The following is a 23,233-nucleotide window of genomic DNA, read 5'->3' on the forward strand; positions in this document are numbered from 1 at the left end:
CGTATCCACGTGCCCTCCGAGGAGGCCCGATCATGCGTCGGCGCAGCACACCTGTCCCCCGGGACGCGGTACACCACCCGGTCTTCGCCCGCTTCTACGCCCGGATGAGCGTCACGGCCGACCTCAAGGGGGGTGTGGCGGACCGTCGCGACGAGCTCCTCGCCGGTCTTTCCGGCCGCGTCATCGAGATCGGCGCGGGCAACGGTCTCAATTTCGCGCACTATCCCGGGGCCGTGTCCGAAGTCGTGGCGATCGAGCCGGAGCGCAGCCTGCGACAGCTGGCGGCCGGTGCGGCGCTGCGCGCGGAGGTGCCGGTCGACGTGGTGCCGGGCACGGCCGAGGCGCTGCCGGTCAAGAGCGAGGCGTTCGACGCGGCGGTGGCCTCGCTGGTCCTGTGCACCGTGCGGGACCTGCCCCGGGCGCTGGCGGAGATGAAGCGGGTGTTGAGGCCGGGGGGTGAGCTGCGCTTCTTCGAGCACACCCTGGCCTCCGGGCGGGCGCTGGCGACGGCGCAGCGTGCGGTGGACCGCACCCTCTGGCCGCGACTCTTCGGGGGCTGCCACACGGCGCGCGACACGGTGGCGGCCATCGAGGAGGCCGGCTTCGAACTGGGGGTGTGCCGCAGGTTCCGCATCCCGGACCGGGGCGTGCAGCTGCCGAGCTCCCCCTGTGTGCTCGGCGTGGCCCGCCGGTCCGCCGTCGTGGTCCGCTCGGCGGAGGCCGGCTGAGGAGCGGTCACAGGCTCCAGCGGCGCAGCTCGTCGGCGATGGAGCGGACGTCGGCCTTGCCCTCCTTCACGAGCCGGGCGAGGTCCCGGACCTGTTCGGGCGAGGTGATGACTTTCAGCCCGGAGGCGACGAGATAGCCGTAGGCGACGGCGGAGGCGAACATCGCGTTGGAGTGCTCGAGCGCGGGCACATGGAGGAGCAGCTGCAGCAGGGCGGCGGCCCGGGAGTGCGGGTCGCTGTAGACGGGGCTGCCGAAGATCTCCGCCTCGTGCCGGCTGACAGCGGCGACGAGCGCGCCCCAGTCGACAACCTGCGGATCACCGGGCGTCTTGTGCTCGGCGACCATGAGCAGCCAGGAAAGGTCGATCTGCAGGTTCAACGGGTGCCTTTGCGCTCCGGGCCGAACTCCTCGGCGAATACCGACTCGTACTGCTTCATGAAGTCGGCCGCGGCCTCGACGAAGGTGTGTCCCACCTCGCCCGCATCTTGTTTGACGAGCTCTTCTATATAGCGGTTCACGCTCATCCCCCGCTGCAGAGCGCGCTGTCGCGCCGCCTCGGCGGTGGCCTCGTCCACTCGAACGTTCAGCTGAGTCTTGGGCACACCATCACGCTAGCGCGTGTGCGCTAGCAGCCGCAAGGGGAGCCGGACGACGCACCGGCGGCGCCCGCGCGAAACAGTTCGCCCTTTCCTCCCGCGCTCTGATTGGCTCGGTCCATGAATGATCTCGACATCCGCTGCGCCACTCCCACCGACGTCGACGCCGTACTGCGCTTCTGGCGCGAGGCCGCGGAAGGCACCAGCATCAGCGACGACCACGACGGAGTCGCCCGGCTGATCTCGCGGGACCCCGAGGCCCTGCTCCTCGCGGAGCGCGACGGCCGGATCGCCGGGACCGTCATAGCCGGCTTCGACGGATGGCGGTGCTCCGCGTACCGGCTGGCCGTGCACCCCGACTGCCGCCGGCAAGGGGTCGCGAGCGCTCTGCTGGACGCCGCTGAAGAGCGTTTCCTCGCTCTGGGCGGGCGACGCGTCGACGCCATGGTCCTCGAAGCCAACGAGCGGGCGCATCACGCATGGGGCGCGACTGGCTACCATCGCGAGGAACACTGGCGGCGCTGGGTCAAGTCCCTGTGACCACGCCCAGGACCGCCCGAAGGCCGCGATCAGCTGCCGACCGTCCACCCGGACAGGGCATTTTGCCGATCCTTTACTATGGATCCTCGACCGTCCGATCCTTTCGAAAGGTGTGAGCGTCCGCCCATGGGCGAGCCCCCCAGTAGTCACCATCGCCGACATCGAGCGAACCTTCTGCCCCTGCCCGATCATGGGACGGAGGTGAACCGATGACCGAAGTGCTTCTGCTCCTCGTGGCGCTACTGCTCTCTCTCGCCTGCGGCGCGTTCGTGGCGGCGGAGTTCTCCCTGACCACCGTGGAGCGCGGCGAGCTCGAACGGGCCGTCGAGCGAGGGGACCGGGGCGCGGCGGGAGCGCTCAAGGCCGTACGCAGCCTCACCTACCAGCTCTCCGGCGCGCAGCTCGGTATCACCGTCACCAACCTCGTCGTGGGCATGCTCTCCGAGCCGTCCATCTCCAAGCTGATCCAGGGGCCGGTGGAAGCGACCGGGCTTTCCCCCGGGATGTCCTCGTCGCTGGCACTCGTGATCGGCACCGCGCTGTCCACCGTGGTCCTGATGGTCGTCGGTGAGCTCGTCCCCAAGAACTGGGCGATCTCCTCCCCTCTGGCCGTGGCCCGGACCGTCGCCACGCCGCAGCGCGCGTTCACGGCGGTCTTCCGGCCCTTCATCAGCCATCTCAACAACACCGCCAACCGGATCCTGCGCCGCTTCGGCCTCGAGCCGGCCGAGGAGCTGGCCTCCGCGCGTAGCCCGCAGGAGCTGGTGGCTCTGGCGCGCCACTCCGCGAAGGCGGGCGCCCTCGAGGCGGACACCGCCGAGCTCTTCGTACGTACCCTCAACCTGTCCGAACTGACCGCGGAGAACGTGATGACCCCCCGCGTCCAGGTCACCGCCCTCGAGGTGCGGGCGACCGCCGAGGACGTCGCGAACGCCACCCGGGCCACCGGCCTCTCCCGGTTCCCCGTGTACCGGGGCAGCCTGGACACGGTCGTCGGCGTCGCGCACATCAAGGACGTGCTGGCCATCCCCGCGGACCAGCGGCCCCGTAAGCGGGTGTCGGACATGCTGCGCGAACCGCTGCTGGTGCCCGAGACGCTCACCGTGGACCGACTGCTGGACCGGCTCTCCGGAAAGCTGGCCATGGCCGTGGTCATCGACGAGTACGGCGGCACGGCGGGAGTCGTGACTCTGGAGGACATCGTGGAGGAGGTCGTCGGCGAGGTGCGGGACGAGCACGACCCGCACGAGACACCCGACCTGGCGGCCGCGGGCGAGGACGCGGACGGACGCACCCTGTGGTCCGCCGACGGAGCGGCCCGCACGGACCAGCTCCGCACCATCGGGCTGCGGGTACCGGACGGACCGTACGAGACGCTGGCGGGTCTGATCGCCACGGAGGTCGGCCGCATTCCGGTGGCCGGCGACACCGTCGAGCTCACGGGATGGCGCATCGACGTGGTGGACGCTTCGGGGCATCGCGCCGCACGGGCGTTGCTGCACGCACCGCTGCCCGGTGACGACGAGCCGGCGGAGGACGAACGATGATCGCCGTCCAGCTCTTCATCGGTTTGCTGACCCTGGTGGTCAACGCCTTCTTCGTCGGCGCGGAGTTCGCGCTGATCTCCGTACGCCGCAGTCAGATCGAGCCCGAGGCGGAAGCGGGGAACCGGCGGGCCCGCAGCGTCATCTGGGGCCTGGAGCACGTGTCGGCACTCCTCGCGGCGGCGCAGCTCGGCATCACACTCTGCACGCTGGTGCTGGGCATCGTCGCCGAGCCCGCCATCGCCCACCTGCTGGAACCCGTCTTCGACGGGGTGGGGGTGCCGCACGGGCTGGTGCACCCGATCTCGTTCGTCATCGCCCTGACCGTGGCGACGTATCTGCACATGCTGCTGGGCGAGATGGTGCCGAAGAACATCGCGCTGGCCGAGCCCGTCCGTACGGCGCTGCTGCTCGGGCCGCCGCTGGTGACGCTCGCCAGGGCGCTGAAGCCAGTGATCTTCGCGATCAACGCCTTCGCGAACGCGTTGCTCAAGCTGTTGCGGGTGGAGGCCAAGGACGAGGTCTCCGCGACCTTCTCCGACGACGAACTGGCACGCCTCGTCAAGGACGCCGAGGACTCCGGGCTCGTCGACGACCGCTCGGCGGACCGTCTGCGCCACGCGCTGGAACTGGGCCGCCGCCCGGTCCGGGACGTGCTCCTCCCGGTCGACCGGGTGCTGTACACCAGGGTCGGCACGACCCCGGAGGAGCTGGAGCGGCTCACGCACGAGTCCGGCTTCTCGCGTTTCCCGGTGATGGACAGCGAGCAGCGCATCATCGGATACCTCCATGTGAAGGACGCCCTGGACGCCACGCCGCGCGATGTGCCGTTCCCGGTGACGGCTCTGCGGCCGATCGCCCGGGTCCGCGCGGCGACCCCGCTGGACGACGTCCTGACCGCGTTGCGGCGGAGCCGTACGCATCTGGCGGTCGTACTGGACGAGGACGGCCGGCTGGCCGGCATGATCACGATGGAGGACGTACTGCGTGAGCTGGTGGGCAGGCCACAGGCCCGCTGACATCGCCATCAGGTGACGAGCGGCACGGAGAGGGGCGTGGCCACGGTCTCGCCCCTCTTCCGCGCTCATGGGCCCCTGGGAGCGGGCCGCGGTCGCGGTACGATCGACAGCGCCATGGAATTGAATGCCTCCTACACCAGTCTCGTCGCGGTCGGCGACTCGTTCACCGAGGGCATGTCGGATCTGCTGCCGGACGGTTCCTACCGCGGCTGGGCGGATGTCCTCGCCGCCCGTCTCGCGGCCCGCACGCCCGGATTCCGGTATGCCAATCTCGCCGTACGGGGAAAGCTCATCGGCCAGATCGTGGACGAGCAGGTCGCGGTGGCCGCCGCACTACAGCCGGACGTGATCACGCTCGTCGGCGGGCTCAACGACACCCTCCGGCCGAAGTGCGACATGGCGATGGTCCGCGGCCGGCTGGAGGAGGCGGTGGAACGTCTCGCTCCGTCGTGCAAGACCCTGGTGCTGATGCGCAGCCCCGGCCGGAACGGTCCGGTGATGGAACGCTTCCGCCCCCGCATGGAGGAGCTGTTTTCCCTGGTCGGCGATCTGGCCGAGCGGCATGGCGCAGTGGTGACCGACCTGTACGGAGCGGCGTCGCTGGGAGATCCGCGGATGTGGGACGTCGACCGGCTGCATCTGACGGCCGAGGGGCATCGCAGGGTCGCGGAGGCCGTCTGGCAGACGCTGGGGCTGCCCGCGGAGAGTGACTGGCAGACCCCGATGCCGGTGTCCGCGCCCGCACGGTGGGCGCGGCGACGGGTCGACGACGTCCGGTTCGCCCGGCAGCATCTGATGCCATGGATCGGACGGCGCCTGACCGGGCGCTCGTCAGGCGACGGCAGGGCCGGCGCGCAGTTCGACTCGGGGCTGGGGAAGGCGTTCTGGGTCGCTCCGGAGGACGCGGGGGCCCCCGGCCCGGTGTCCGGCTGGCGTCGGCTGGACGGCTGACGGGTTGGCGCGGACTGGGCCGGCTGGACGGCTGACGGGTTGGCGCAGTTGCTCCTGTTGCGCATGTGACTGGTGGGACAGCATGGGTGTTCAGCGCGCAGGAACACCCTGGGCACCGGAGCGGGGAGTGCCCATGAGCGGCGTACCGGACATCCAGGAACCGGCGGACGGGATCGACACCGGCACGCCTCACTCGGCACGGGTCTGGAACTACTGGCTGGGCGGCAAGGACAACTACGAGGTGGACCGTCGGCTCGGCGCGACGATGGAAGAGCTCTACCCGCAGATCATCGACATCGCCCGGGCCTCCCGCCGCTTCCAGGCCCGGGGGGTGCGTTATCTGGCCGAGGATGTGGGGATCCGGCAGTTCCTCGATCTCGGCACCGGCCTGCCGACCGCGAACGCGACGCACGAGGTCGCGCAGGCTGTCGCCCCGTCGGCGCGCGTGGTGTACGTGGATCACGACCCGATTGTGCTGGCCCACGCGCGCGCACTGCTGACAAGCAGCCCCGAGGGCGCCACGAACTACGTGCACGCGGATCTCCTGGACACGGAGACCGTGCTGCGGGAGGCCGCCCGGACCCTGGACCTTCAGCAGCCGGTGGCGCTGATGGTGCTCTCCACCTTGGGACACATCGCCGACCCGGATGAGGCTGCCTCCCTTCTGCGCGGCTACCTCGACGCGGTCCCCGCCGGGAGCTTCCTGATGCTGTGCGACACCATCGAGACCGAGGAGACCCGGGCAGCCTCCGACGAGTACGCCAGCGGTGGCGCCATGCCGTACATCTCCCGCCCCAGGGAGATCGTGGGTTCCTTCGCAGACGGGCTCGATCTCGTCGAACCCGGATTCGGGTCGATCAGCCTGTGGCGTCCCGAGGAGCCCCCGGCGGGTGAGCCCGTGGACCAGTGGGGCTTCGTGGCCGCGAAGCCCTGAGGAGCCGGAGGCCGGTCCTCGTAGGAAGCCACATACCGGCCCGCGGCGCGGACCTGCAGAAACCGCCAGTAGAATCCGGACACGTGACTGCTGTGTCTGCGAAGCCTCGCATCCCCAATGTCCTGGCCGGCCGCTATGCCTCCACGGAGCTGGCCGTCCTCTGGTCCCCCGAGCAGAAGGTGAAGCTGGAACGTCAGCTGTGGCTGGCGGTGCTGCGCGCTCAGAAGGACCTCGGGATCGAGGTACCCGACGCTGCGCCGGCCGACTACGAGCGCGTGATCGACCAGGTCGACCTCGCTTCGATCGCCGAGCGTGAGAAGGTCACCCGGCACGACGTGAAGGCACGGATCGAGGAGTTCAACGCTCTCGCCGGCCATGAGCAGGTCCACAAGGGCATGACCTCCCGGGACCTCACCGAGAATGTCGAGCAGCTGCAGATCCGGCTCTCGCTGGAGCTGATGCGCGACCGTACGGTGGCGGTCCTGGCGCGGCTGGGCAAGCTGGCGGCGGAGTACAGCGAGCTGGTCATCGCGGGCCGTTCGCACAACGTGGCCGCACAGGCGACCACGCTCGGCAAGCGCTTCGCGACCGCCGCGGACGAGCTGCTCGTGGCGTACGGGCGGCTGGAGGACCTGCTGGGCCGTTACCCGCTGCGCGGCATCAAGGGACCCGTCGGCACTGCGCAGGACATGCTGGACCTGCTGGGTGGCGACGCGAGCAAGCTCGCCGACCTGGAGCAGCGCGTCGCCGGGCACCTGGGCTTCGCCCATGCCTTCACCTCCGTCGGCCAGGTCTACCCCCGTTCCCTCGACTACGACGTGGTCACCGCGCTGGTGCAACTGGCCGCGGCCCCCTCGTCGGTCGCCAAGACCATCCGGCTGATGGCAGGACACGAGCTGGTGACGGAAGGCTTCAAGCCGGGCCAGGTCGGCTCGTCGGCGATGCCGCACAAGATGAACACGCGCTCCTGCGAGCGGGTCAACGGCCTGATGGTGATCCTGCGGGGCTACGCGTCGATGACGGGCGAGCTGGCGGGCGACCAGTGGAACGAGGGCGATGTGTCCTGCTCCGTGGTCCGCCGGGTCGCGCTGCCTGACGCCTTCTTCGCGTTCGACGGTCTGCTGGAGACGTTCCTCACCGTGCTCGACGAGTTCGGCGCCTTCCCCGCGGTCGTGGCACGTGAGCTGGACCGGTACCTCCCCTTCCTCGCCACGACCAAGGTGCTGATGGGCTCGGTACGCGCCGGGGTCGGCCGCGAGGTCGCGCACGAGGCGATCAAGGAGAACGCGGTCGCCTCGGCTCTCGCCATGCGTGAGCAGGGAGCCGAGCGCAACGAGCTGCTGGACAAGCTGGCCGCCGACGAGCGGATCCCGCTCGACCGCGGTGAGCTCGATGCCCTGATGGCGGACAAGCTCTCGTTCACCGGTGCGGCGGGCGATCAGGTCGCCGTTCTGGTGTCCAGGATCGAGGAGATCGCCAAGCAGCACCCGGAGGCCGCGGCGTACACCCCCGGTTCCATCCTCTGACGGCCTGCTCCACTGCCGGATGACACCCGAAGAGCTACTGGCCGCCCGCGATCGCGTCGTACCCGACGTGGTCGCGGGTGGTCTGCGTGTGCTGTTCTGCGGAATCAACCCGAGCCTCATGACAGCCGCCACGGGGCACCATTTCGCCCATCCGGGCAATCGGTTCTGGCCGGTGCTGCATCGGTCGGGGTTCACACCCCGGCAGTTGAAACCGTCGGAGCAGGATCAGCTTCCGCAATATGGCCTGGGCATCACCAATGTGGTGGCCAGGGCCACGGCGCGGGCGGACGAGCTGAGCCCGGACGAATTCCGTGAGGGCGGAAAAGTACTGTCGGCCAAGGTGGAAGAACTGGGCCCGCTGTGGCTGGCCGTGGTCGGGGTCACCGCTTATCGCACGTCTTTCGGCGATCGCCGTGCGCGGATCGGTCCGCAGGAGCGGACCATCGGCGGCGCGCGTGTCTGGGCGCTGCCCAACCCGAGCGGTCTGAACGCACACTGGACCGTGAGCACCATGGCCGACGAGTACGCCCGTCTGTCGGCGGCGGTCGGCCGCGGCGGCCATTGACAGGGCCGGCGACAGGGCGTCGTGGGTGACTCAGGGCGGGTCGACCACGGTGACCAGTATCCCGAGCTCGCAGCCCGGTCCGTCGTCCTCCAGGTACAGCACGACGGCGATCCAACGGTCCTCCGCCCGCCAGAGCTGAAGATGCTCACAGCTCGCGACGGGGTCGGCCCAGGGTTCGGCTATCACCTCCCCCGCCATCATCCGTTCCTGTGCGCTCCACAGGCTGACAGGCTGCGGTTCGCCCCAGCGCGAGGTGAGCAGCGCGAGCAGGGCGTCGTGTTCCGCCAGGCATTGCGCCCGGAGCTCGAGGCGGTCCGCCTCGTCTCCGTCCCCTTGGTCGTCCTCACCCAGGAGGAGCGCTGTGTGGTAGCCAGGTCCGCTGATTCCCGAGCCCGACGGACCGCGCTCCGAGGGAAATACCTCGGTGCGCATCCCGTCGATGAGGCGGAGGTGATGTGCGGTGGTCATACCGTCAGTAAACCGCCTCGCACTGACACATGGCGCCGGCCAGAACGTCCCTTGCTCTCCCGAGGTGCTGTGAGCCGACCACGCGACGATGCTGGAAGCCGGCCATACGGGCTGTGGGTGCGAGCCGCGCCCACTCCGGCGCCGCGCCTCAGGCGTCTCGCTTCCTGAGGGCCCACCAGCCGGCGACCAGTGCGACCGCCGCCCACCCCGCGGTGACGGCCAGCCCCGTCCAAGGTCCGAGGCCCCCCGCATGTTGTCCGCGGAGCACCAACTGCCCTGCTCGGTCGGGGAGGTACTGGGCGACGCCTCCCGCTATGTCTCCGACCACGAAGGAGACGACCAGAATGAAGGGAATGAGCAGACTGAGCACAGCAACCGCGCTGCGCAACACCGCCGTCAGCCCCGCTGCGAACAGCGCCATCAGAGCGAGGTAGACGCCACCACCGAACGCAGCACGCAGGGTGCCTGGTTCCCCCAGACGGATCCTGTACTCGCCCATGAACAGCTGCCCCACCAGAAATGCGGCAAAGCTGGTGATCAGCCCGATGACCAGGGTGAGCCCACCGATCATCGCCATCTTTGCGATGTAGAAGCGGCTGCGGCTGGGGACGGCTGTGAGCGATGTCCGTAGGGCACCGTTCAGGAACTCGGACGACAGAGCGGTCGCGCCGAAGCTGATGGCCGCGATCTGGCCGAAGTTCAGCGCGTAGAAGGCGGAGAAGAGAAGATCGTTACCCGGGTTGCCCGCTTCTGCCTGCCCGACGGTGGAGGAGGCCAGCACGGTGACGAGGCGGACGGGTTTCTGCTCAAGCGGGCCCGGCCCGCGGAGATCGTCCACGCGGTGAGGCTGGTGGCGGAGGGCGAGTCGCTGCTCTTCCCCGCCGCGGTCCGGCAGCTCGCCGCGGAGTACGGCACGAGCAAGGCGCGGGACGCGATGGACCGGGCAGCCCTCACCGACCGCGAAGCGGTGGTGCTCCGCCTGATGGCACGGGGCCGTTCCAACGCGGAGATCGCCGCCGAGCTCGTCGTGGGAGTGGAGACCGTGAAGACACATGTCAGCGCGGTGCTCGCGAAGTTGGGCGCGAGGGACCGTACTCAGGCGGTGATCGCGGCCTACGAGTCGGGGTTCGTGGCGCCAGGCTGATTTCGGGGCACCGGGTCGGTGCCTTCCTGGCGCCGGACCGGCCTTCGTGGATCCACGCGGGCCTTACCGGCCCCATGCCGGCGGAGCCGTGCTGGGGGCCGGGGCCGGTGCCGGTTGTCTCTCTCCGGGTGCTGGTCGCCGAGGTCGGTGTCAGCGAGTACGATCCGGCAGACATGGGCACGACCTGGGAGGACACACGGTGGGCCGGCTGACCGGTGGGGACCCGTCTCTGCTGCGGAGGATCAATTCCGCGGTGGTGTTGCACGCCCTGCGAGGGGCTGATTCACCGACGCTCACAGACTTGACCCGCATCACAGGTCTGTCGCGTCCCACTGTCGAAGGTGTCGTCGAAGGGCTCTTCGGGGCGGGCCTGGTGGTGGAGGCGCTGCCCGACGAGAGCGGCACCAGGCGACAGGGCCGGCCCGCGAGACGCTTCAGGTTCCGTGCCGAGGCCGGGTATCTGCTGGGCATCGAGATCGGACCGCACCGGATCTCCGCCCTGCTTTCCGGACTGGACGGCCGGATCGTCGGCGCGGGCTCACGGGACGTCTCCGAGACTGCGTGCGCGGATGACAGACTCGACCAGGTCAGAGGCATGATCGCCGATGTTCTGCGCCGTGCCGGAGTGCAGCGGAGCAGTTTGCGTGCGGTAGGAGTAGGCAGCCCCGGCATCGTGGAGGCCGACGGCACCGTCCGGCTGGGCACGGCCCTGCCGGACTGGACCGGCCTCGCGCTCGGCGAGAGGCTGCGGCGCTCCTTCCGGTGCCCCGTCCTGGTGGAGAACGACGCCAACGCGGCCGCGGTGGCCGAACACTGGAAGGGCGCGGCGACCGAGTCCGACGACATCGTCTTCGTCCTGGCCGGTCTGAGCCCTGGCGCCGGGTCGCTCATCGGCGGCCGGCTGCACCGCGGATTCGGCGGCGCGGCCGGGGAGATCGGCGCGCTGCATCTCCTGGGCCGCGACGTCACGCCTGAACACCTGCTCTCCACGACGGACACCCCGCTGGACCCCCTGGACGAACACGCCGTGGCCGCGGTCTTCGCCAAGGCCAAGCACGGCGATGCCGGGGCGCAGGCCGCGGTCGCGCGCTTCATACAGCGTCTGGTGCACGATGTCGCCGCTCTGGTGCTGGCACTGGATCCTGAGCTCGTGGTCATCGGCGGATGGGCCGCCGGCCTGGACGGCGTCCTCGATCCGCTCCGCGACAAGCTCGCCCTCTACTGTCTGCGGCCTCCCCGGGTGACCCTGTCGCTCCTCGGCGAGGTAGCCGTGGCCACCGGCGCGCTGCGGCTGGCACTGGACCACGTGGAGGAAGAGCTCTTCGCCGTGGAAGGAACGGTGACGGCCCGCCGCTGACAGCGACGGGCCGTAAGGAGGACCGGACTCCGGTACCGGAGCAGGGAATTCGGGGCGGACATGGTCCGCGAAGCCGGCCTCCCGATCACATCGGGAAGCTTTTCGGACGTCAGGAGGCTTTGCGCTCCTGCTCGTCGTGGCTGATCTCCAGCGCCCCGGAATCCCCGAAGGTGAGCCGGCAGGTGTCGGCCCTGTAGGTGGCGACCGATACCGCCGCGGTGCCGGCGGCGGCGAAATGCCGCGTGGTGACCACGAGAACCGGTGCGCCGGGGAGCCGGTCGAGCTCCTTCGCGTCGTCCGCGCGGGCCGAACCGAGTTCGACGGAGCGGTCCTGGCCGTCGAGGGCGAGGCGGTGCAGTTCCCTGAGGACACTTCGCGCCCGGGCAGGCCCGGAAGGCGCTTCGATGGCCGAGAGTTCGGGCACCGACGACGTCGGCACATACAGGAGTTCGGCCGCTACGGCCTGCCCCTGCGCGACACGGATACGGCGCACCACGTGCACGGGCTCACCGGAATCCGTGCCGAGCAGCGCTGTGACCTGGGCAGGAGCGGTATCGGTGGCACACTCGACGGGCTGCCATGCCTCGTCGGTATCGCCGCCCGCCCACCCGTGCTGCGCGGTCGCGACGGCTACTCCGACCCGGGGCGGTGCGACGGTCGTGCCCACGCCGCGGCGTCGCTGCAGCCTGCCTTCGAGCTCCAGCTGCTCCAGTGCCTGCCGGAGAGTGGCCCGTGCGACGCCGAAGCGCGCCGCGAGATCCCGCTCGTTGGGCAGTACCTCTCCCACCGCGAAGTCCGAGTCGAGTGCCTCACTGAGCACGGTCCTGAGGTGCCAGTACTTCGGCTCCTGCACCGATTCCAGCTGCGTGGTCCCCACCTTGTCCTCCGCATCCGCCCGGTGGCTTGTTTTCCGCGACGTTATTTATTAAAGGTTCCTGCCTTATCGTTCAGACCTTAGGACGGCGAACCACCTTGGTCAAGACCAATCCTCGTGCCGTCACGCTGTGGAACGGCCTCCTGCCGCAGAGCGTTCACGGGACGTTCTTGCCGCTGTGGGACGCGGCAACACGAAGCCCCACGGACGGCACCGTCCGTGGGGCTTTCGGGGAACAACGGACTCGCGGAACTGTCCGGGGCCGCGAGCGCGTGGAGCGGAGCCCGGCGGGATCCGGGCCGCCGGAGGCCCTAATGCACGTGGACCCCAGCCAGCTTGTCCGGGTTGCGCATGAGGTAGACGCATCGGATCACCCCATCGCTGACCTCCGCCTGAAAGACGGTGTCCACCTTCCCGTCGACGCTGAACACCAGAGCAGGGCCCCCGTTGAGCTCCGCGGGCCTCACCTCCGTACCGGACGGCAGACCGTTGCCCACTGCGAGGAGGAACCGGCCGACCTTGTCAGCGGTCTCGATGATCCGCCGGGCGGCCTTCGCCTTGCCCCCGCCGTCACTGACGAGGCGCACGTCAGGGGCCAGCAGGGCGAGCAGTTGCTCGAGGTCCCCGCCCGAAGCGGCGGCGAGAAAGCGCTGGGTGAGTTCGCGTCGTACGGCCGGGTCCACCTCGTACCTCGGCTTACGCTCCTCCACATGGTGCTTCGCGCGGCCGGCGAGCTGGCGTACCGCTGCCTCGGACCGGTCGAGGGCGGCGCCGATCTCCGCATACGGGAAGCCGAAGGCCTCGCGCAGGACGAAGACCGCACGCTCCAGCGGGGACAGGGTTTCGAGGACGACCAGCACGGCGACGGACACGGAGTCCGCGAGCACCGCACGCTCGGCGGAATCAGGGGCGGCCGGGCCGAATTCGGTGATCACGGGTTCGGGCAGCCAGGGCCCCACGTACGCCTCACGCCGGGACCGCAGATGGCGCAGCCGGTCGATGGACAGACGTGTGGTGATCCGCACGAGAAAGGCCCGAGGCTCCCGCACCTCATCTCGCCCCGCCGACGACCAGCGCAGCCATGCCTCCTGCACCACGTCCTCGGCGTCGGCGACGCGGCCGAGCATGCGGTAGGCGACCCCGGTGAGGAAAGGACGGTGTTCTTCGAAGAGATCGGTCACGGTGTCGGCAGTCACCCTTCCATCCCAGCCGACGCGCCTGAGGGTGTCCAGGAGGAATCGCACGAGCCCCTTGAACTTCGGGCTACCCGGCGGTAATCATTGTTGACACGGCGTCTCATTCCGTCCGCCCCCGCCTGGCAGACCGTCCCTCCTCGCCTGGCAGACCGCCCGTCCCCGCCTGGCCGGCGCCGCCCGCGCCGGCCCGGCACACTCGTCCCGAGGAGCAGCATGGCCACCACGGTCTCGTTCACAGTGGGCTCTCCTGCCGGCCGCCACACGGTCGACGTGTCGCACGAACGAACCGGTTCGGGTGACCCGTTGGTGCTCCTGCACGGGATCGGCCATCACCGTCAGGCGTGGGACCCGGTCCTGCACATCCTGGCTGCCGAGCGGGACGTCATCGCTGTGGACCTGCCCGGATTCGGCGCCTCGCCCGCGCTTCCGGAGGGGCTCAGCCATGACCCGCGGACCATGGTTACGGTCCTCGGCTCGTTCTTCGACGCACTCGGCGTGGCACGGCCGCATGTGGCCGGGAACTCCCTGGGCGGCTTGCTGGCACTGGAGTCGGGCCGAGAGAGGCTCGTTCGCTCGGTGACGGCCCTGTCCCCCGCGGGGTTCTGGACACAGAGCGAGCGCCGCTACGCCTTCGGGGTGCTGCGGGCGATGCGCGGGGCAGCCCTCTCGATGCCGATGCCGCTGATCGAGCGGCTGTCGAAGAGCTCACCCGGTCGCACCGTGCTGACGAGCACCATCTACGCACGCCCCGGCCGCCGTTCACCCGGTGCGGTCGTGTCGGAGACCGTCGCCCTGCGCGAGGCCACAGGTTTCCGGCAGACTCTGGAGGCCGGGCTGACCGTCGCGTTCACCGACGACATACCGGACGTCCCCGTCAGCATCGCCTGGGGCAGCAAGGACCGTCTGCTGCTGCACCGGCAGGGCGTCAGGGCCAAGCAAGTGATACCGGGCGCCCGGCTCGTCCGCCTTCCTGGCTGCGGCCACGTCCCGATGAACGACGACCCTGCCGCCGTCGCGCGGGTCATCCTCGACACGAGCCGCCGACGCACCGTTGCCGCGCCGTCCCAGAACGCCTGAGACCAGCGCCACCCCCAGACCCACCAACAGGCTCCCCACGCCCTGACCCGCGCCGTACCGTCCCCGTGCCGACCAGCGGTGCGGTCAGCGCGGCCGATACGGGGATCGGCCCGGAGAAGAGCGTGGCCCGCTCGGCCCCGATGCGGCGCATACCGCTGTACCAGCACACAAAGCCGATGACGGTGACCACAGCCGCCTGCCAGAGCAACGCCAGGGCCTCCCCCCACGGTGGGCGTCGGCAGAAGGACTCCTCCGTCGAGGAGAACGCCGAGCAGCGCGGATTCGACGGCCGCCACGGCGCACACGGCCGCCTACAGCAGTTTCGGTCCGAGGGGGGGCGCAGCACAGGCACGGAGAGGACCGCGAAGCCGACCTCTCCGCCCAGCGCGCCCACCGAGTGGAGGCTCGCCAGGTCGGTCCGGCCCCACCCCTGCACGGTGAAGGCGCCGACGGCCACGAGACCCGCCGCGTAAGGACGGCCCGGGCGGGGCGGCGCCCTCCCAGGGCGGGCACGAGGACGCCGACGACGATGGGCGCGCAGCCGACGAGCACTCCCGGTACCGCTGGTTCGGCCGTACGTTCCGCGGCCAGGACGGCTAGGTCGATGGCGTCCCTGCTCACCAGGCGCCGTGGCGTGGTGGCCGATCCGGAGCGGCTGGTGGTGTGCTCGGGGGTGGCCCAGGCGACGACTCTGCTGGGGTTCGTCCTGCGCGAGCGTGGCACGACAGCGGTGGGTGCCGAGGATCCCGGCAGCCCCGAGTACGCCTCGCTGTTCGCCTCCGCCGGCCTGACGACGGTTCCGCTGCCGCTCGGCGACGAAGGACTGGCGGTGGAACCGCTGCTGCGCTCCGGCGTGCGCGCGGTGGTGACGACCCCGGCTCACCAGTTCCCCGCCGGAATCGCGTACTCAGCCCGGCGGCGCGGCGAGCTGCTCGACTGGGCCCGCGCATCTGGCTCCCGCCGCCATCGAGCACGGTGTCCGGCTGCTGGCCGAGGCGGTCCGAGTGGCCCGGCGGCCAGGCCCTGGCGGTCGAGGCGTAGGGACGGACCGACCGGTTGTTCATCTGCGGTTGGCGTGCCCGCCGCTGCCAGGGACTAGGCATAGGTCTGTAATCAGCCTGTCCGCCCCCGCTGCTCCGGCAGCCCTCTCGCCCATGGAGGCGCATCGATGTCGAACCGTCCCCTCGTCCCGGCCCCCGGCCGTCGCACCGTGTTGCGTGGCTCGCTCCTGGCCTCGGCCGCGGTCGCCGTACCCGCAGCGGTCACCACGGCTCCCGCGTTCGCGCTGTCGGGCCGGCCGAGCGCGTCCTGGGGCGTGCAGGTCGGTGATGTCACGGCGTCGTCAGCCCTCGTGTGGATCCGTTCGGACCGCCCCGCACAGATGGTGGTGGAGACCTCCGCGACCGAGTCCTTCCGCCGCGCCCGCACATGGCACGGCCCGTTGGTCGGCGCCGGTACGGACTTCACAGGCACGACCCCGCTGTACGGACTGCCGGCCGGTGAGCAGGTGCACTACCGCGTCACACTCGCGGACCCGCACGACCCCCGCCGCACGGGCAAGCCGGTGTACGGCACCTTCCGCACGGCACCGGCGCGCCGGCGTGACGGGGTGCGATTCCTCTGGTCCGGCGACATCGCGGGGCAGGGCTGGGGCATCAACCCCGACATCGGCGGCTACCGGGTGTACGACGAGATGCGCCGACTGAACCCGGACTTCTTCCTGTGCAGCGGCGACAACATCTACGCGGACGGGGTCCTCGAGCCCAGCGTGACGCTGCCCGACGGGCGGATCTGGCGCAACGTCACCACCCCCGAGAAGTCGAAGGTCGCCGAGACCCTGGACGAGTACCGCGGGAACTTCCGGTACAACCTGCTCGACGCCAATCTGCGGGCGTTCAACGCGCAGGTTCCCTCCATCATCCAGTGGGACGACCACGAGGTACGCAACAACTGGTACCCCGGACAGATCCTCGACGACGTCCGGTACACCGAGAAGAACGTGGACCGGCTCGCGGCGCGCTCGATGCGGGCGTTCCGCGAGTACTTCCCGGTACCGACGCTCCAGGTCTCTCCCGACGAGCGGCGCATGCACCGCGTCGTGCGGCACGGTCCGCTGCTCGATGTGTTCGTGCTGGACATGCGGTCCTTCCGCAACGCCAACTCCCCCGGCCGGCAGCCCGACGACATCACGGGCATCCTCGGCGCCGAACAGCTGAGCTGGCTCAAGCGCGAACTGTCGAAGTCGCGTGCGGTGTGGAAGGTGATCGCCGCCGACATGCCGCTCGGGCTGGTGGTCCCGGACGGAGCCACGGACTTCGAGGCGGTCGCCCAGGGTGACCCGGGCGCACCCCTGGGGCGCGAACTGCAGATCGCCGAGCTGCTGCGCTACATCAAGCACCGGCGTATCACCGGTACCGTCTGGCTGACGGCCGACGTGCATTACACCTCCGCCCAGCACTACGCGCCCGAGCGTGCGGCCTTCAAGGACTTCGCGCCGTTCTGGGAGTTCGTCTCGGGCCCACTGGCCGCGGGCAGCTTCCCCGCCAACGCGCTGGACGGCACGTTCGGCCCGGAGCGGGTCTTCGTCCGAGCGCCCGACCGGGAGAACGTGTCCCCCATGGAGCAGCCGCAGTTCTTCGGAGAGGTCGACATCGACGGCGGGAGCGGGGAGCTGACCGTGCGGCTCCGGGCACAGGGAGGGGCGGTCCTGTTCAGCAAGGTGCTGCAGCCGGGGCGCACTGCACAGTGACTGCTCGAATAACGTACTGAAGGCGACCAGATCCACACGTAACCCATCAGTCACAATGCGTTCGTGACCAGGCAACACCGTTGGGTCACAGTGAAGGCATGACTGATGTGACATCCGCGAAGAGTGCCCGCCGTCCGCACCACTGGCGGCGGGACCTGATCGAACTGGCCGCGCTCTTCACCGCCGTGGCCGTGGCCGACGCGATCGCCAACCTGATCGGGCACCAGCCCGACGGGCCCTATCTGCTCATGGCCTCGGCCGTGGCCCTGGTCGCCACGGCCGCCTTCCACACATGGTGGGCGCGACGGCACAGCCACGCACCACCCCCGGACACCGGCACCGGCACCGGTCCGGAGCTTCCCTCCGCCGACGCCGAGGCGGACGCGGACGCGGACGCCGAAGAGGGTGCCGGAACGGTGCTCTGGCGGATGCGGACGACCGTGCGGGACACCCCAGGCACCCTGGCCTCCCTCTGCGTCGCCCTGGCCCGTCACCGGATCGACGTCCTGACCCTGCAGACACACCCGCTGGCCGAGGGCACGGTCGACGAGTTCCTGCTGCGTGCCCCCGCGGTGCTGCCGGCCCAGCAGCTCACCCGGGAGATCTCAGCCGCGGGCGGGTCCGCCACCTGGATCGAGCGCGCGGACGCCCACGACCTGGTGGACACACCCACCCGGGTGCTCGGCCTCGCCACACGCACCGCGCTGGACGCGGCGGAGCTGCCGCTGGCGCTGCGTCAGCTCCTGGGCCGGTGCACCATCCACTCGCTGCCCGCGCAGTCGGCCACGGGCCGCCCTACCGGGGAGAACGCACCGGTCGAAGGTGTCCTGGAGGACACCGTGATGAGGCTGTGCGATCCGTCGGGCGGCGTCATCACCGTGGAGCGCCCCTACCTCCCCTTCACCCCGACGGAGTTCGCCCGCGCCCGGGCGCTGGTCGAGCTCGACGCACGGCTCGGCCCGCGCGTGCCGCGCAGTGAGGACGTCCTCACCCTGCCCGAGGGAAACGAGATCACCGTGCGCCGCGCGGACCGCGGCGACCTCGACTCCGCCCTCGCCATGCACGGACGCTGCTCCGAGCACACCCTCGGCCTGCGCTACCACGGTCCGGTCCGTGACGCCGACCGGTATCTGGACCACCTGCTGAGCCCCCGCTTCGGCCGCACGCTCGCCGTGCAGACGGCCTCCGGACGACTGGTGGCTCTCGGCCATCTGCTCTGGGACGGGGACGAGACCGAGGTCGCCCTCCTCGTCGAGGACGACTGGCAGCGCCGCGGTATCGGTTCCGAGCTCCTCGGCAGGCTGGTGGCCCTGGCCGTCGAGGCGGGCTGCGAGAGCGTCTACGCGGTGACGCAGGCCCACAACACGGGGATGGTGGCCGCCATGCGGGCGCTCTCGCTGCCCCTCGACTACCAGATCGAGGAAGGCACCCTGGTCATCACCGCGCGGCTGTCCGAGGTTCCCGTCCAGCAGTTCGCGCCGCAGACGGAACAGCGCTTCCCTCACTGAGCGCCCGGCACAGATCCGCCCACAGGTCCTCGACATCCTCGAGGCCGACCGACATACGCAGCAGCCGGTCACCGACTCCGGCGGCCCTCCGGTCTCCTTCACCCACGATGCGGTGGCTGATGGAGGCCGGATGCTGGATGAGCGTGTCCACACTGCCGAGGCTCACGGCCGGCGTGATCAGCCGGACTCCCCCGATGACCCCGTGCGGATCCCCGAACACCTCGAAGGACACCATCGCGCCCCCCACCTCGGGGTAGTGCACGCGGGCGACGCGGGGGTCGGCCGAGAGCCTGCGCGCCAGTTCGGCCGCGGCGGCGGACGCCGCCCGGACCCTTACCGGCAGTGTGGACAGCCCGCGCAGCAGCAGATAGCCCGCCATCGGATGCAGCACTCCCCCGGTGGCGAACCGCACCTGCCGCAGCGTCGCGGCGAACTCCTCGTCGCAGGCGACTACGCCGCCCATCACATCACCGTGACCGCCCAGATATTTGGTGGCGCTGTGCAGCACGATCCGGGCCCCGTGTTCGAGGGGCCGTTGCAGCACAGGCGTGGCGAAGGTGTTGTCGACGAGGAGCGGTACGGAGCCGCAGGAGTGCGCTACAGCTCTGATATCGATCTCGGCGAGCGTCGGGTTGGCGGGTGTCTCGATCATCACCAGACCGGTGTCCGGGCGGATCGCTTCGGCGATGCCCGCCGGATCCGTCCAGGTCACCTCGGTTCCCAGCAGTCCGGCTCCCAGGAGATGGTCGCTGCAGCCGTAGAGCGGCCGCACCGCGACCACATGGCGCAGGCCCACGCTCGCGCGAGCCAGCAGGACCGCGGTGAGCGCCGCCATTCCGCTGGCGAAGGCGACTGCGGCGGCGGCGCCTTCCAGCCGGGCGAGGGCCGTTTCGAAACGGCCCGTCGTCGGGTTGTCGAGCCGTGCGTACACGGGCGGCCCCTCGGGCCTGGCCCCGGTGGCGGCGAAGGCGTCGATGCGCTCCGCCTCTCCCCGGGAGTCGTACGAGGGATAGGTGGTGGACAGATCTATGGGCGCGGCGTGCAGACCGAGAGAGGCGAGGTCGTCGCGTCCGGCGTGCACGGCTTCGGTGGCGAGCGCCCTGGACCGGAAGGAGGGCTGGGTTGTCAGCGAGGAGGCTTCGGTGTCCATGTCACCAGCCTGAACAGCGACCGGCCGATGATGCCAGAAGGCCGTGCTACGTTCGCCCGATGGCTGAATCCGTCGCTCTTGATCCGGTCGATCTGCACATTCTGCGTCTTCTGCAGAACGATGCGCGGACGACTTACCGGGAGCTCGCCGCGGAAGTCGGAGTGGCCCCGTCGACGTGCCTGGACCGGGTGGCACGGCTGCGCCGATCCGGTGTGATCCTCGGGCACCGGCTGCGGCTCGATCCGGCGCGGCTGGGCCGGGGCCTCGAGGCACTCCTGCTGGTCCAGGTCCGGCCGCACCGCAGGGAGCTCATCGGCCCGTTCGTCGAACGGATCACGGCGCTGCCGGAGTCCCGGGCGTTCTTCCACCTCACCGGGCCCGACGACTACCTGGTGCATGTGGCCGTAGCCGACCCGACGGACCTGCAGCGCCTGGTGCTGGACGAGTTCACCTCACGCCGCGAGGTGGCCCGTGTGGAGACCAGGCTGATCTTCCAGCAGTGGGAGTGCGGGCCTCTCATGCCGCCCGAGACGGGCGTGCGGAGCCCGGAGCGTCCGGGCGCCTCCGGGGCATGAAGGATCTTCCTCCGGCCGAAGTCCGGTCCCCCCGTGACGTGGAGGCCTTCGCCGTACGAGGATGTCCCACATGTCAGACACATCGAGCAGCGCACTGCCGCGCCAGGTCGCCGACGCCTACGTCGACGCATACATCGAACTCGACCCGATCACCGGTACCTATCTCGGTGTCGCGGAAAGCTCCCGCCGGCTGCCCGATTTCTCGCCTGCCGGCCAGGCCGCCATGGCCGGACTCATCCGCAGCACTCTCGTGGAACTCGACGCGGCCGAGCAGGTGCCGGGCGCGGACACCGACGAGGAAAGGCGTTGTGCGCGACTGCTGCGGGAGCGCCTGACGGCCGAACTCGCCGTCCATGATGCCGAGGAGGGCCTGCGGGCCGTCTCCAACATCCACTCGCCGGCCCACAGTCTCCGTGATGTCTTCTCGGCGACACCGACGGCGACGGACGAGGACTGGGCCGCGGTCGTGGACCGGCTGCGGGCGGTCCCGGCGGCTCTCGAGGGTTACCGGGCCTCGCTCGCCCTCGGCCTGGAGCGCAAGCTGCACGGCGGCCCGCGCCCGACCGCGACGTTCATCGGCCAGCTGGGCGCCTGGGCCGGGGAGGACGGCCCCGGCTTCTTCCAGGACTTCGTGGCCGAGGGGCCCGGATCGCTGCGCGCGGAGCTGGACGAAGCGGCAGCCCGGGCAACCGGGGCCCTGGTCGCCCTGCGGGACTGGATGAGTGAGGTGTACGCCCCCGCCGTCGAGGGCGCCCCCGACACCGTGGGCCGGGAGCGCTACGCCCGCTGGGCACGACAGTTCAACGGCACCGATCTGGATCTCGACGAGGCGTATGCGTACGGCTGGTCCGAATACCACCGGCTGCTGGCCGAGATGAAGACCGAGGCGGACAAGATCCTTCCGGGCGCGGGTCCTTGGGAGGCGCTCGCCCATCTCGACGTGCACGGGAAGCACATCGAGGGCGTCGACGAGGTCCGGGTCTGGCTGCAGAGCCTGATGGACGAGGCCATCGAGGCGCTCGACGGCACACACTTCGAACTCGCCGAGCGGGTCCGGAAGGTGGAGTCCCGGATCGCTCCCGCGGGGGGCGCCGCCGCTCCGTACTACACCGGGCCGTCGGAGGACTTCTCACGGCCGGGCCGCACCTGGCTCCCCACCATGGGCGAGACCCGCTTCCCCGTCTACGACCTGGTGTCCACCTGGTACCACGAGGGCGTGCCGGGCCATCACCTGCAGATCGCGCAGTGGACGCACGTCGCCGAGAGTCTTTCGCGCTACCAGGCGTCGGTCGGCCAGGTCAGTGCCAATGCCGAGGGCTGGGCGCTGTATGCCGAGCGGCTCATGGACGAGCTGGGCTTCCTGCCCGACGCGGAGCGCCGCCTCGGCTATCTGGACGCGCAGATGATGCGTGCCTGCCGGGTCATCGTCGACATCGGCATGCATCTGGAGCTGGAGATCCCCGGTGACTCCCCGTTCCACCCGGGTGAGCGGTGGACGCCGGCTCTGGCGGAGGAGTTCTTCGGCAGCCACAGCGGACGGCCCGCCGACTTCGTGGAGAGCGAGCTGACCCGCTATCTGTCGATGCCGGGGCAGGCCATCGGCTACAAGCTGGGCGAGCGTGCCTGGCTCCTGGGCCGGGAGAACGCCCGCAAGGCCCACGGCGACTCGTTCGACCTCAAGGCCTGGCACATGGCGGCCCTGTCGCAGGGGTCACTCGGCCTGGACGACCTGGTGGACGAGCTGTCCAAGCTCTGACCCCGGCGGCGCCGGAGGCCGGTACACGATCACCGGCCCCCGGCCCCGGTGCCCTTCCCCGCCGACCGTCCGAAGGACGAGGTCCGTATGGCTCCGCCCGGCTTCCTGTTCTGCTGCGACCCGCTGCGGCCACGGCACCCCGATTCCGAGTTCGCCCAGGAGGCGTCCGCCACACGGCGCGCCGGTGCGCGGACGGTCCTGGTCGATCACGACGCGCTGCTCGACGGGGATCCGGAGGCAGCCGTCGGCCTGGTCCGGCGGGACTCGGGGCCGTACTGGTACCGGGGCTGGATGATTCCGCCCGTCCGCTACGCGGAACTGGAGCACGCACTCGCCGCCCGTGGCTGCGTGCTGCTCACGAACGCCTCCGCGTACCGAACCGCCCATGAACTCCCCGGTTGGTACGAGGTGTTCACCGAGCTCACCCCGCGCAGCGTCTGGTGCTCCCTGGCCGCGGGCGGGGCCTTGCCTGATCCCTCCGCGTGGTCGGACCTCGCCGGGGGGCTCGGTCCGGGTCCCGGCATCGTCAAGGATTTCGTGAAGTCCCGTAAGCACGAGTGGCACGAGGCGTGCTTCGTGCCGGAGCTGAGCGACACGGACCGGCTCGCCGCAGTCGTCAGCCGATTCGTCGGGTTGCAGGGGGACTTCCTGGCCGGCGGAGTGGTGCTGCGCGCCTACGAACCGTTCGTGCGGGGCGGGGAGGCACGGGTGTGGTGGGTGGACGGCGAGCCGGTGCGGGTGACCGCTCATCCGGACACCCCCGGGCTGCTCCCGGCGCCCGCCCTCGACGCCGTCGGCGAGGCGGTGCGCGCGCTCCGCTGCCGGTGGGTGACCACCGACATGGCGCTGCGGGAGGACGGGGTGTGGCGGGTGGTGGAGGTCGGTGACGGTCAGGTCAGCGGGCTGCCCGCCGGCGACGACGGTGAGGGCCTGTTCACCGCGCTCCTCGACGCGTGAGCGGCCCCCACCTGTTCA

Annotated in this window: 23 protein-coding genes and 2 pseudogenes; 17 read left to right on the forward strand and 8 right to left on the reverse strand. The window is 70.4% G+C overall.

All coding sequences use genetic code 11. From position 1 onward, the window contains the following. Window positions 1-32: 32 nt before the first annotated feature. Entirely contained in the window at window positions 33-728 is a 696-nt protein-coding gene (locus tag ACIREO_RS27550) for a class I SAM-dependent methyltransferase (RefSeq protein WP_404114898.1), read from the forward strand. A 7-nt stretch (window positions 729-735) separates the two neighbouring features. On the opposite strand, the gene ACIREO_RS27555 is transcribed toward ACIREO_RS27550, so the two are convergent. Both ACIREO_RS27555 and ACIREO_RS27560 read right to left on the reverse strand, forming a co-directional pair. Beyond that, complete coding sequence (locus tag ACIREO_RS27555) at window positions 736-1,107, reverse strand: fic family toxin-antitoxin system, toxin component (RefSeq protein WP_404114901.1); 372 nt, start codon at window positions 1,105-1,107, stop codon at window positions 736-738. Next, a complete protein-coding gene (locus tag ACIREO_RS27560; RefSeq protein ID WP_030921856.1) occupies window positions 1,104-1,331 on the reverse strand; it encodes a hypothetical protein in 228 nt (75 codons plus the stop codon). Before ACIREO_RS27560 ends, ACIREO_RS27555 begins: the two co-directional genes overlap by 4 nt. 114 nt (window positions 1,332-1,445) lie before the next feature. Between ACIREO_RS27560 and ACIREO_RS27565 the strand changes: the two genes are divergently transcribed. The 7 genes from ACIREO_RS27565 (at window position 1,446) to mug (ending at window position 8,404) form a co-directional block, all read left to right on the forward strand. Then, window positions 1,446-1,865 (forward strand): GNAT family N-acetyltransferase, encoded by a 420-nt coding sequence (locus ACIREO_RS27565; RefSeq protein WP_404114904.1) that lies wholly within the window; start codon window positions 1,446-1,448, stop codon window positions 1,863-1,865. A 209-nt stretch (window positions 1,866-2,074) separates the two neighbouring features. Next, window positions 2,075-3,412 (forward strand): hemolysin family protein, encoded by a 1,338-nt coding sequence (locus ACIREO_RS27570; RefSeq protein WP_404114906.1) that lies wholly within the window; start codon window positions 2,075-2,077, stop codon window positions 3,410-3,412. Next, complete coding sequence (locus ACIREO_RS27575) at window positions 3,409-4,428, forward strand: hemolysin family protein (RefSeq protein ID WP_404114908.1); 1,020 nt, start codon at window positions 3,409-3,411, stop codon at window positions 4,426-4,428. The genes ACIREO_RS27570 and ACIREO_RS27575 overlap by 4 nt, the downstream gene beginning before the upstream one ends. 114 nt (window positions 4,429-4,542) lie before the next feature. Continuing rightward, window positions 4,543-5,379 (forward strand): SGNH/GDSL hydrolase family protein, encoded by an 837-nt coding sequence (locus tag ACIREO_RS27580; RefSeq protein ID WP_404114910.1) that lies wholly within the window; start codon window positions 4,543-4,545, stop codon window positions 5,377-5,379. Between the two features lie 133 nt (window positions 5,380-5,512). Next, the gene (locus tag ACIREO_RS27585; RefSeq protein ID WP_404114912.1) at window positions 5,513-6,313 is read left to right on the forward strand and encodes an SAM-dependent methyltransferase; all 801 of its coding nucleotides are present in this window, start codon (window positions 5,513-5,515) and stop codon (window positions 6,311-6,313) included. Between the two features lie 83 nt (window positions 6,314-6,396). Next, window positions 6,397-7,839 (forward strand): adenylosuccinate lyase, encoded by a 1,443-nt coding sequence (purB, locus tag ACIREO_RS27590; protein WP_399234446.1) that lies wholly within the window; start codon window positions 6,397-6,399, stop codon window positions 7,837-7,839. 19 nt (window positions 7,840-7,858) lie between these two features. Further along, the gene (gene mug, locus ACIREO_RS27595) at window positions 7,859-8,404 is read left to right on the forward strand and encodes a G/U mismatch-specific DNA glycosylase (protein WP_404114915.1); all 546 of its coding nucleotides are present in this window, start codon (window positions 7,859-7,861) and stop codon (window positions 8,402-8,404) included. Between the two features lie 30 nt (window positions 8,405-8,434). Here the strand turns inward: mug and ACIREO_RS27600 are convergent, their stop codons facing one another. Beyond that, window positions 8,435-8,872, reverse strand: coding sequence for a hypothetical protein (locus ACIREO_RS27600; RefSeq protein ID WP_404114918.1), 438 nt, complete (start codon window positions 8,870-8,872; stop codon window positions 8,435-8,437). A gap of 148 nt (window positions 8,873-9,020) precedes the next feature. After that, window positions 9,021-9,710, reverse strand: coding sequence for an ABC transporter permease (locus ACIREO_RS27605; RefSeq protein WP_404114920.1), 690 nt, complete (start codon window positions 9,708-9,710; stop codon window positions 9,021-9,023). On the opposite strand from ACIREO_RS27605, the pseudogene ACIREO_RS27610 reads away from it, so the two are divergent. Both ACIREO_RS27610 and ACIREO_RS27615 read left to right on the forward strand, forming a co-directional pair. Then, window positions 9,663-10,016: pseudogene (locus ACIREO_RS27610) on the forward strand (response regulator transcription factor); the annotation flags it as partial. The gene ACIREO_RS27605 and the pseudogene ACIREO_RS27610 overlap by 48 nt on opposite strands. Before the next feature lie 199 nt (window positions 10,017-10,215). Further along, window positions 10,216-11,373, forward strand: a complete 1,158-nt coding sequence (locus ACIREO_RS27615; protein ID WP_404114922.1) for an ROK family protein — start codon at window positions 10,216-10,218, stop codon at window positions 11,371-11,373. A 109-nt stretch (window positions 11,374-11,482) separates the two neighbouring features. Here ACIREO_RS27615 and ACIREO_RS27620 read toward each other — a convergent pair whose 3' ends face one another. Then, on the reverse strand, window positions 11,483-12,250 hold the full coding sequence (locus ACIREO_RS27620) for a GntR family transcriptional regulator (RefSeq protein WP_404114925.1): 768 nt from the start codon (window positions 12,248-12,250) through the stop codon (window positions 11,483-11,485). Window positions 12,251-12,558: 308 nt separating this feature from the next. After that, window positions 12,559-13,443, reverse strand: coding sequence for an RNA polymerase sigma-70 factor (locus ACIREO_RS27625; protein WP_404114928.1), 885 nt, complete (start codon window positions 13,441-13,443; stop codon window positions 12,559-12,561). Between the two features lie 213 nt (window positions 13,444-13,656). Between ACIREO_RS27625 and ACIREO_RS27630 the strand changes: the two genes are divergently transcribed. Next, a complete protein-coding gene (locus ACIREO_RS27630) occupies window positions 13,657-14,520 on the forward strand; it encodes an alpha/beta fold hydrolase (protein WP_404114930.1) in 864 nt (287 codons plus the stop codon). Here ACIREO_RS27630 and ACIREO_RS27635 read toward each other — a convergent pair. Continuing rightward, window positions 14,482-15,123, reverse strand: a pseudogene (locus ACIREO_RS27635) (EamA family transporter); the annotation flags it as partial. The gene ACIREO_RS27630 and the pseudogene ACIREO_RS27635 overlap by 39 nt on opposite strands. Before the next feature lies 1 nt (window position 15,124). Here ACIREO_RS27635 and ACIREO_RS27640 point away from each other — a divergent pair. The 3 genes from ACIREO_RS27640 to ACIREO_RS27650 all read left to right on the forward strand — a co-directional run bounded on the left by ACIREO_RS27640 (window position 15,125) and on the right by ACIREO_RS27650 (window position 18,777). Beyond that, window positions 15,125-15,619 (forward strand): hypothetical protein, encoded by a 495-nt coding sequence (locus tag ACIREO_RS27640; RefSeq protein WP_404115106.1) that lies wholly within the window; start codon window positions 15,125-15,127, stop codon window positions 15,617-15,619. Window positions 15,620-15,688: 69 nt separating this feature from the next. Beyond that, on the forward strand, window positions 15,689-17,269 hold the full coding sequence (locus ACIREO_RS27645) for an alkaline phosphatase D family protein (RefSeq protein WP_404114932.1): 1,581 nt from the start codon (window positions 15,689-15,691) through the stop codon (window positions 17,267-17,269). A 107-nt stretch (window positions 17,270-17,376) separates the two neighbouring features. Then, window positions 17,377-18,777, forward strand: coding sequence for a GNAT family N-acetyltransferase (locus ACIREO_RS27650; protein ID WP_404115098.1), 1,401 nt, complete (start codon window positions 17,377-17,379; stop codon window positions 18,775-18,777). On the opposite strand, the gene ACIREO_RS27655 is transcribed toward ACIREO_RS27650, so the two are convergent. Next, the gene (locus ACIREO_RS27655) at window positions 18,707-19,927 is read right to left on the reverse strand and encodes a trans-sulfuration enzyme family protein (RefSeq protein ID WP_404114933.1); all 1,221 of its coding nucleotides are present in this window, start codon (window positions 19,925-19,927) and stop codon (window positions 18,707-18,709) included. The two genes, ACIREO_RS27650 and ACIREO_RS27655, sit on opposite strands and share 71 nt — an antisense overlap. A gap of 59 nt (window positions 19,928-19,986) precedes the next feature. Here ACIREO_RS27655 and ACIREO_RS27660 point away from each other — a divergent pair, with 59 nt between their 5' ends. From ACIREO_RS27660 to ACIREO_RS27670, 3 genes are all read left to right on the forward strand, one after another. Further along, window positions 19,987-20,502: an Lrp/AsnC family transcriptional regulator gene (locus ACIREO_RS27660; protein ID WP_404114935.1), complete on the forward strand. Its 516-nt coding sequence runs from the start codon at window positions 19,987-19,989 to the stop codon at window positions 20,500-20,502. A 70-nt stretch (window positions 20,503-20,572) separates the two neighbouring features. Beyond that, window positions 20,573-22,258, forward strand: coding sequence for a DUF885 domain-containing protein (locus ACIREO_RS27665; RefSeq protein ID WP_404114936.1), 1,686 nt, complete (start codon window positions 20,573-20,575; stop codon window positions 22,256-22,258). 87 nt (window positions 22,259-22,345) lie between these two features. After that, entirely contained in the window at window positions 22,346-23,215 is an 870-nt protein-coding gene (locus tag ACIREO_RS27670; RefSeq protein WP_404114938.1) for an ATP-grasp domain-containing protein, read from the forward strand. Window positions 23,216-23,233: the final 18 nt, after the last annotated feature.

Source organism: Streptomyces sp. NPDC102441 (genome assembly GCF_044765585.1).
Classification (GTDB): Bacteria; Actinomycetota; Actinomycetes; order Streptomycetales; family Streptomycetaceae; genus Streptomyces.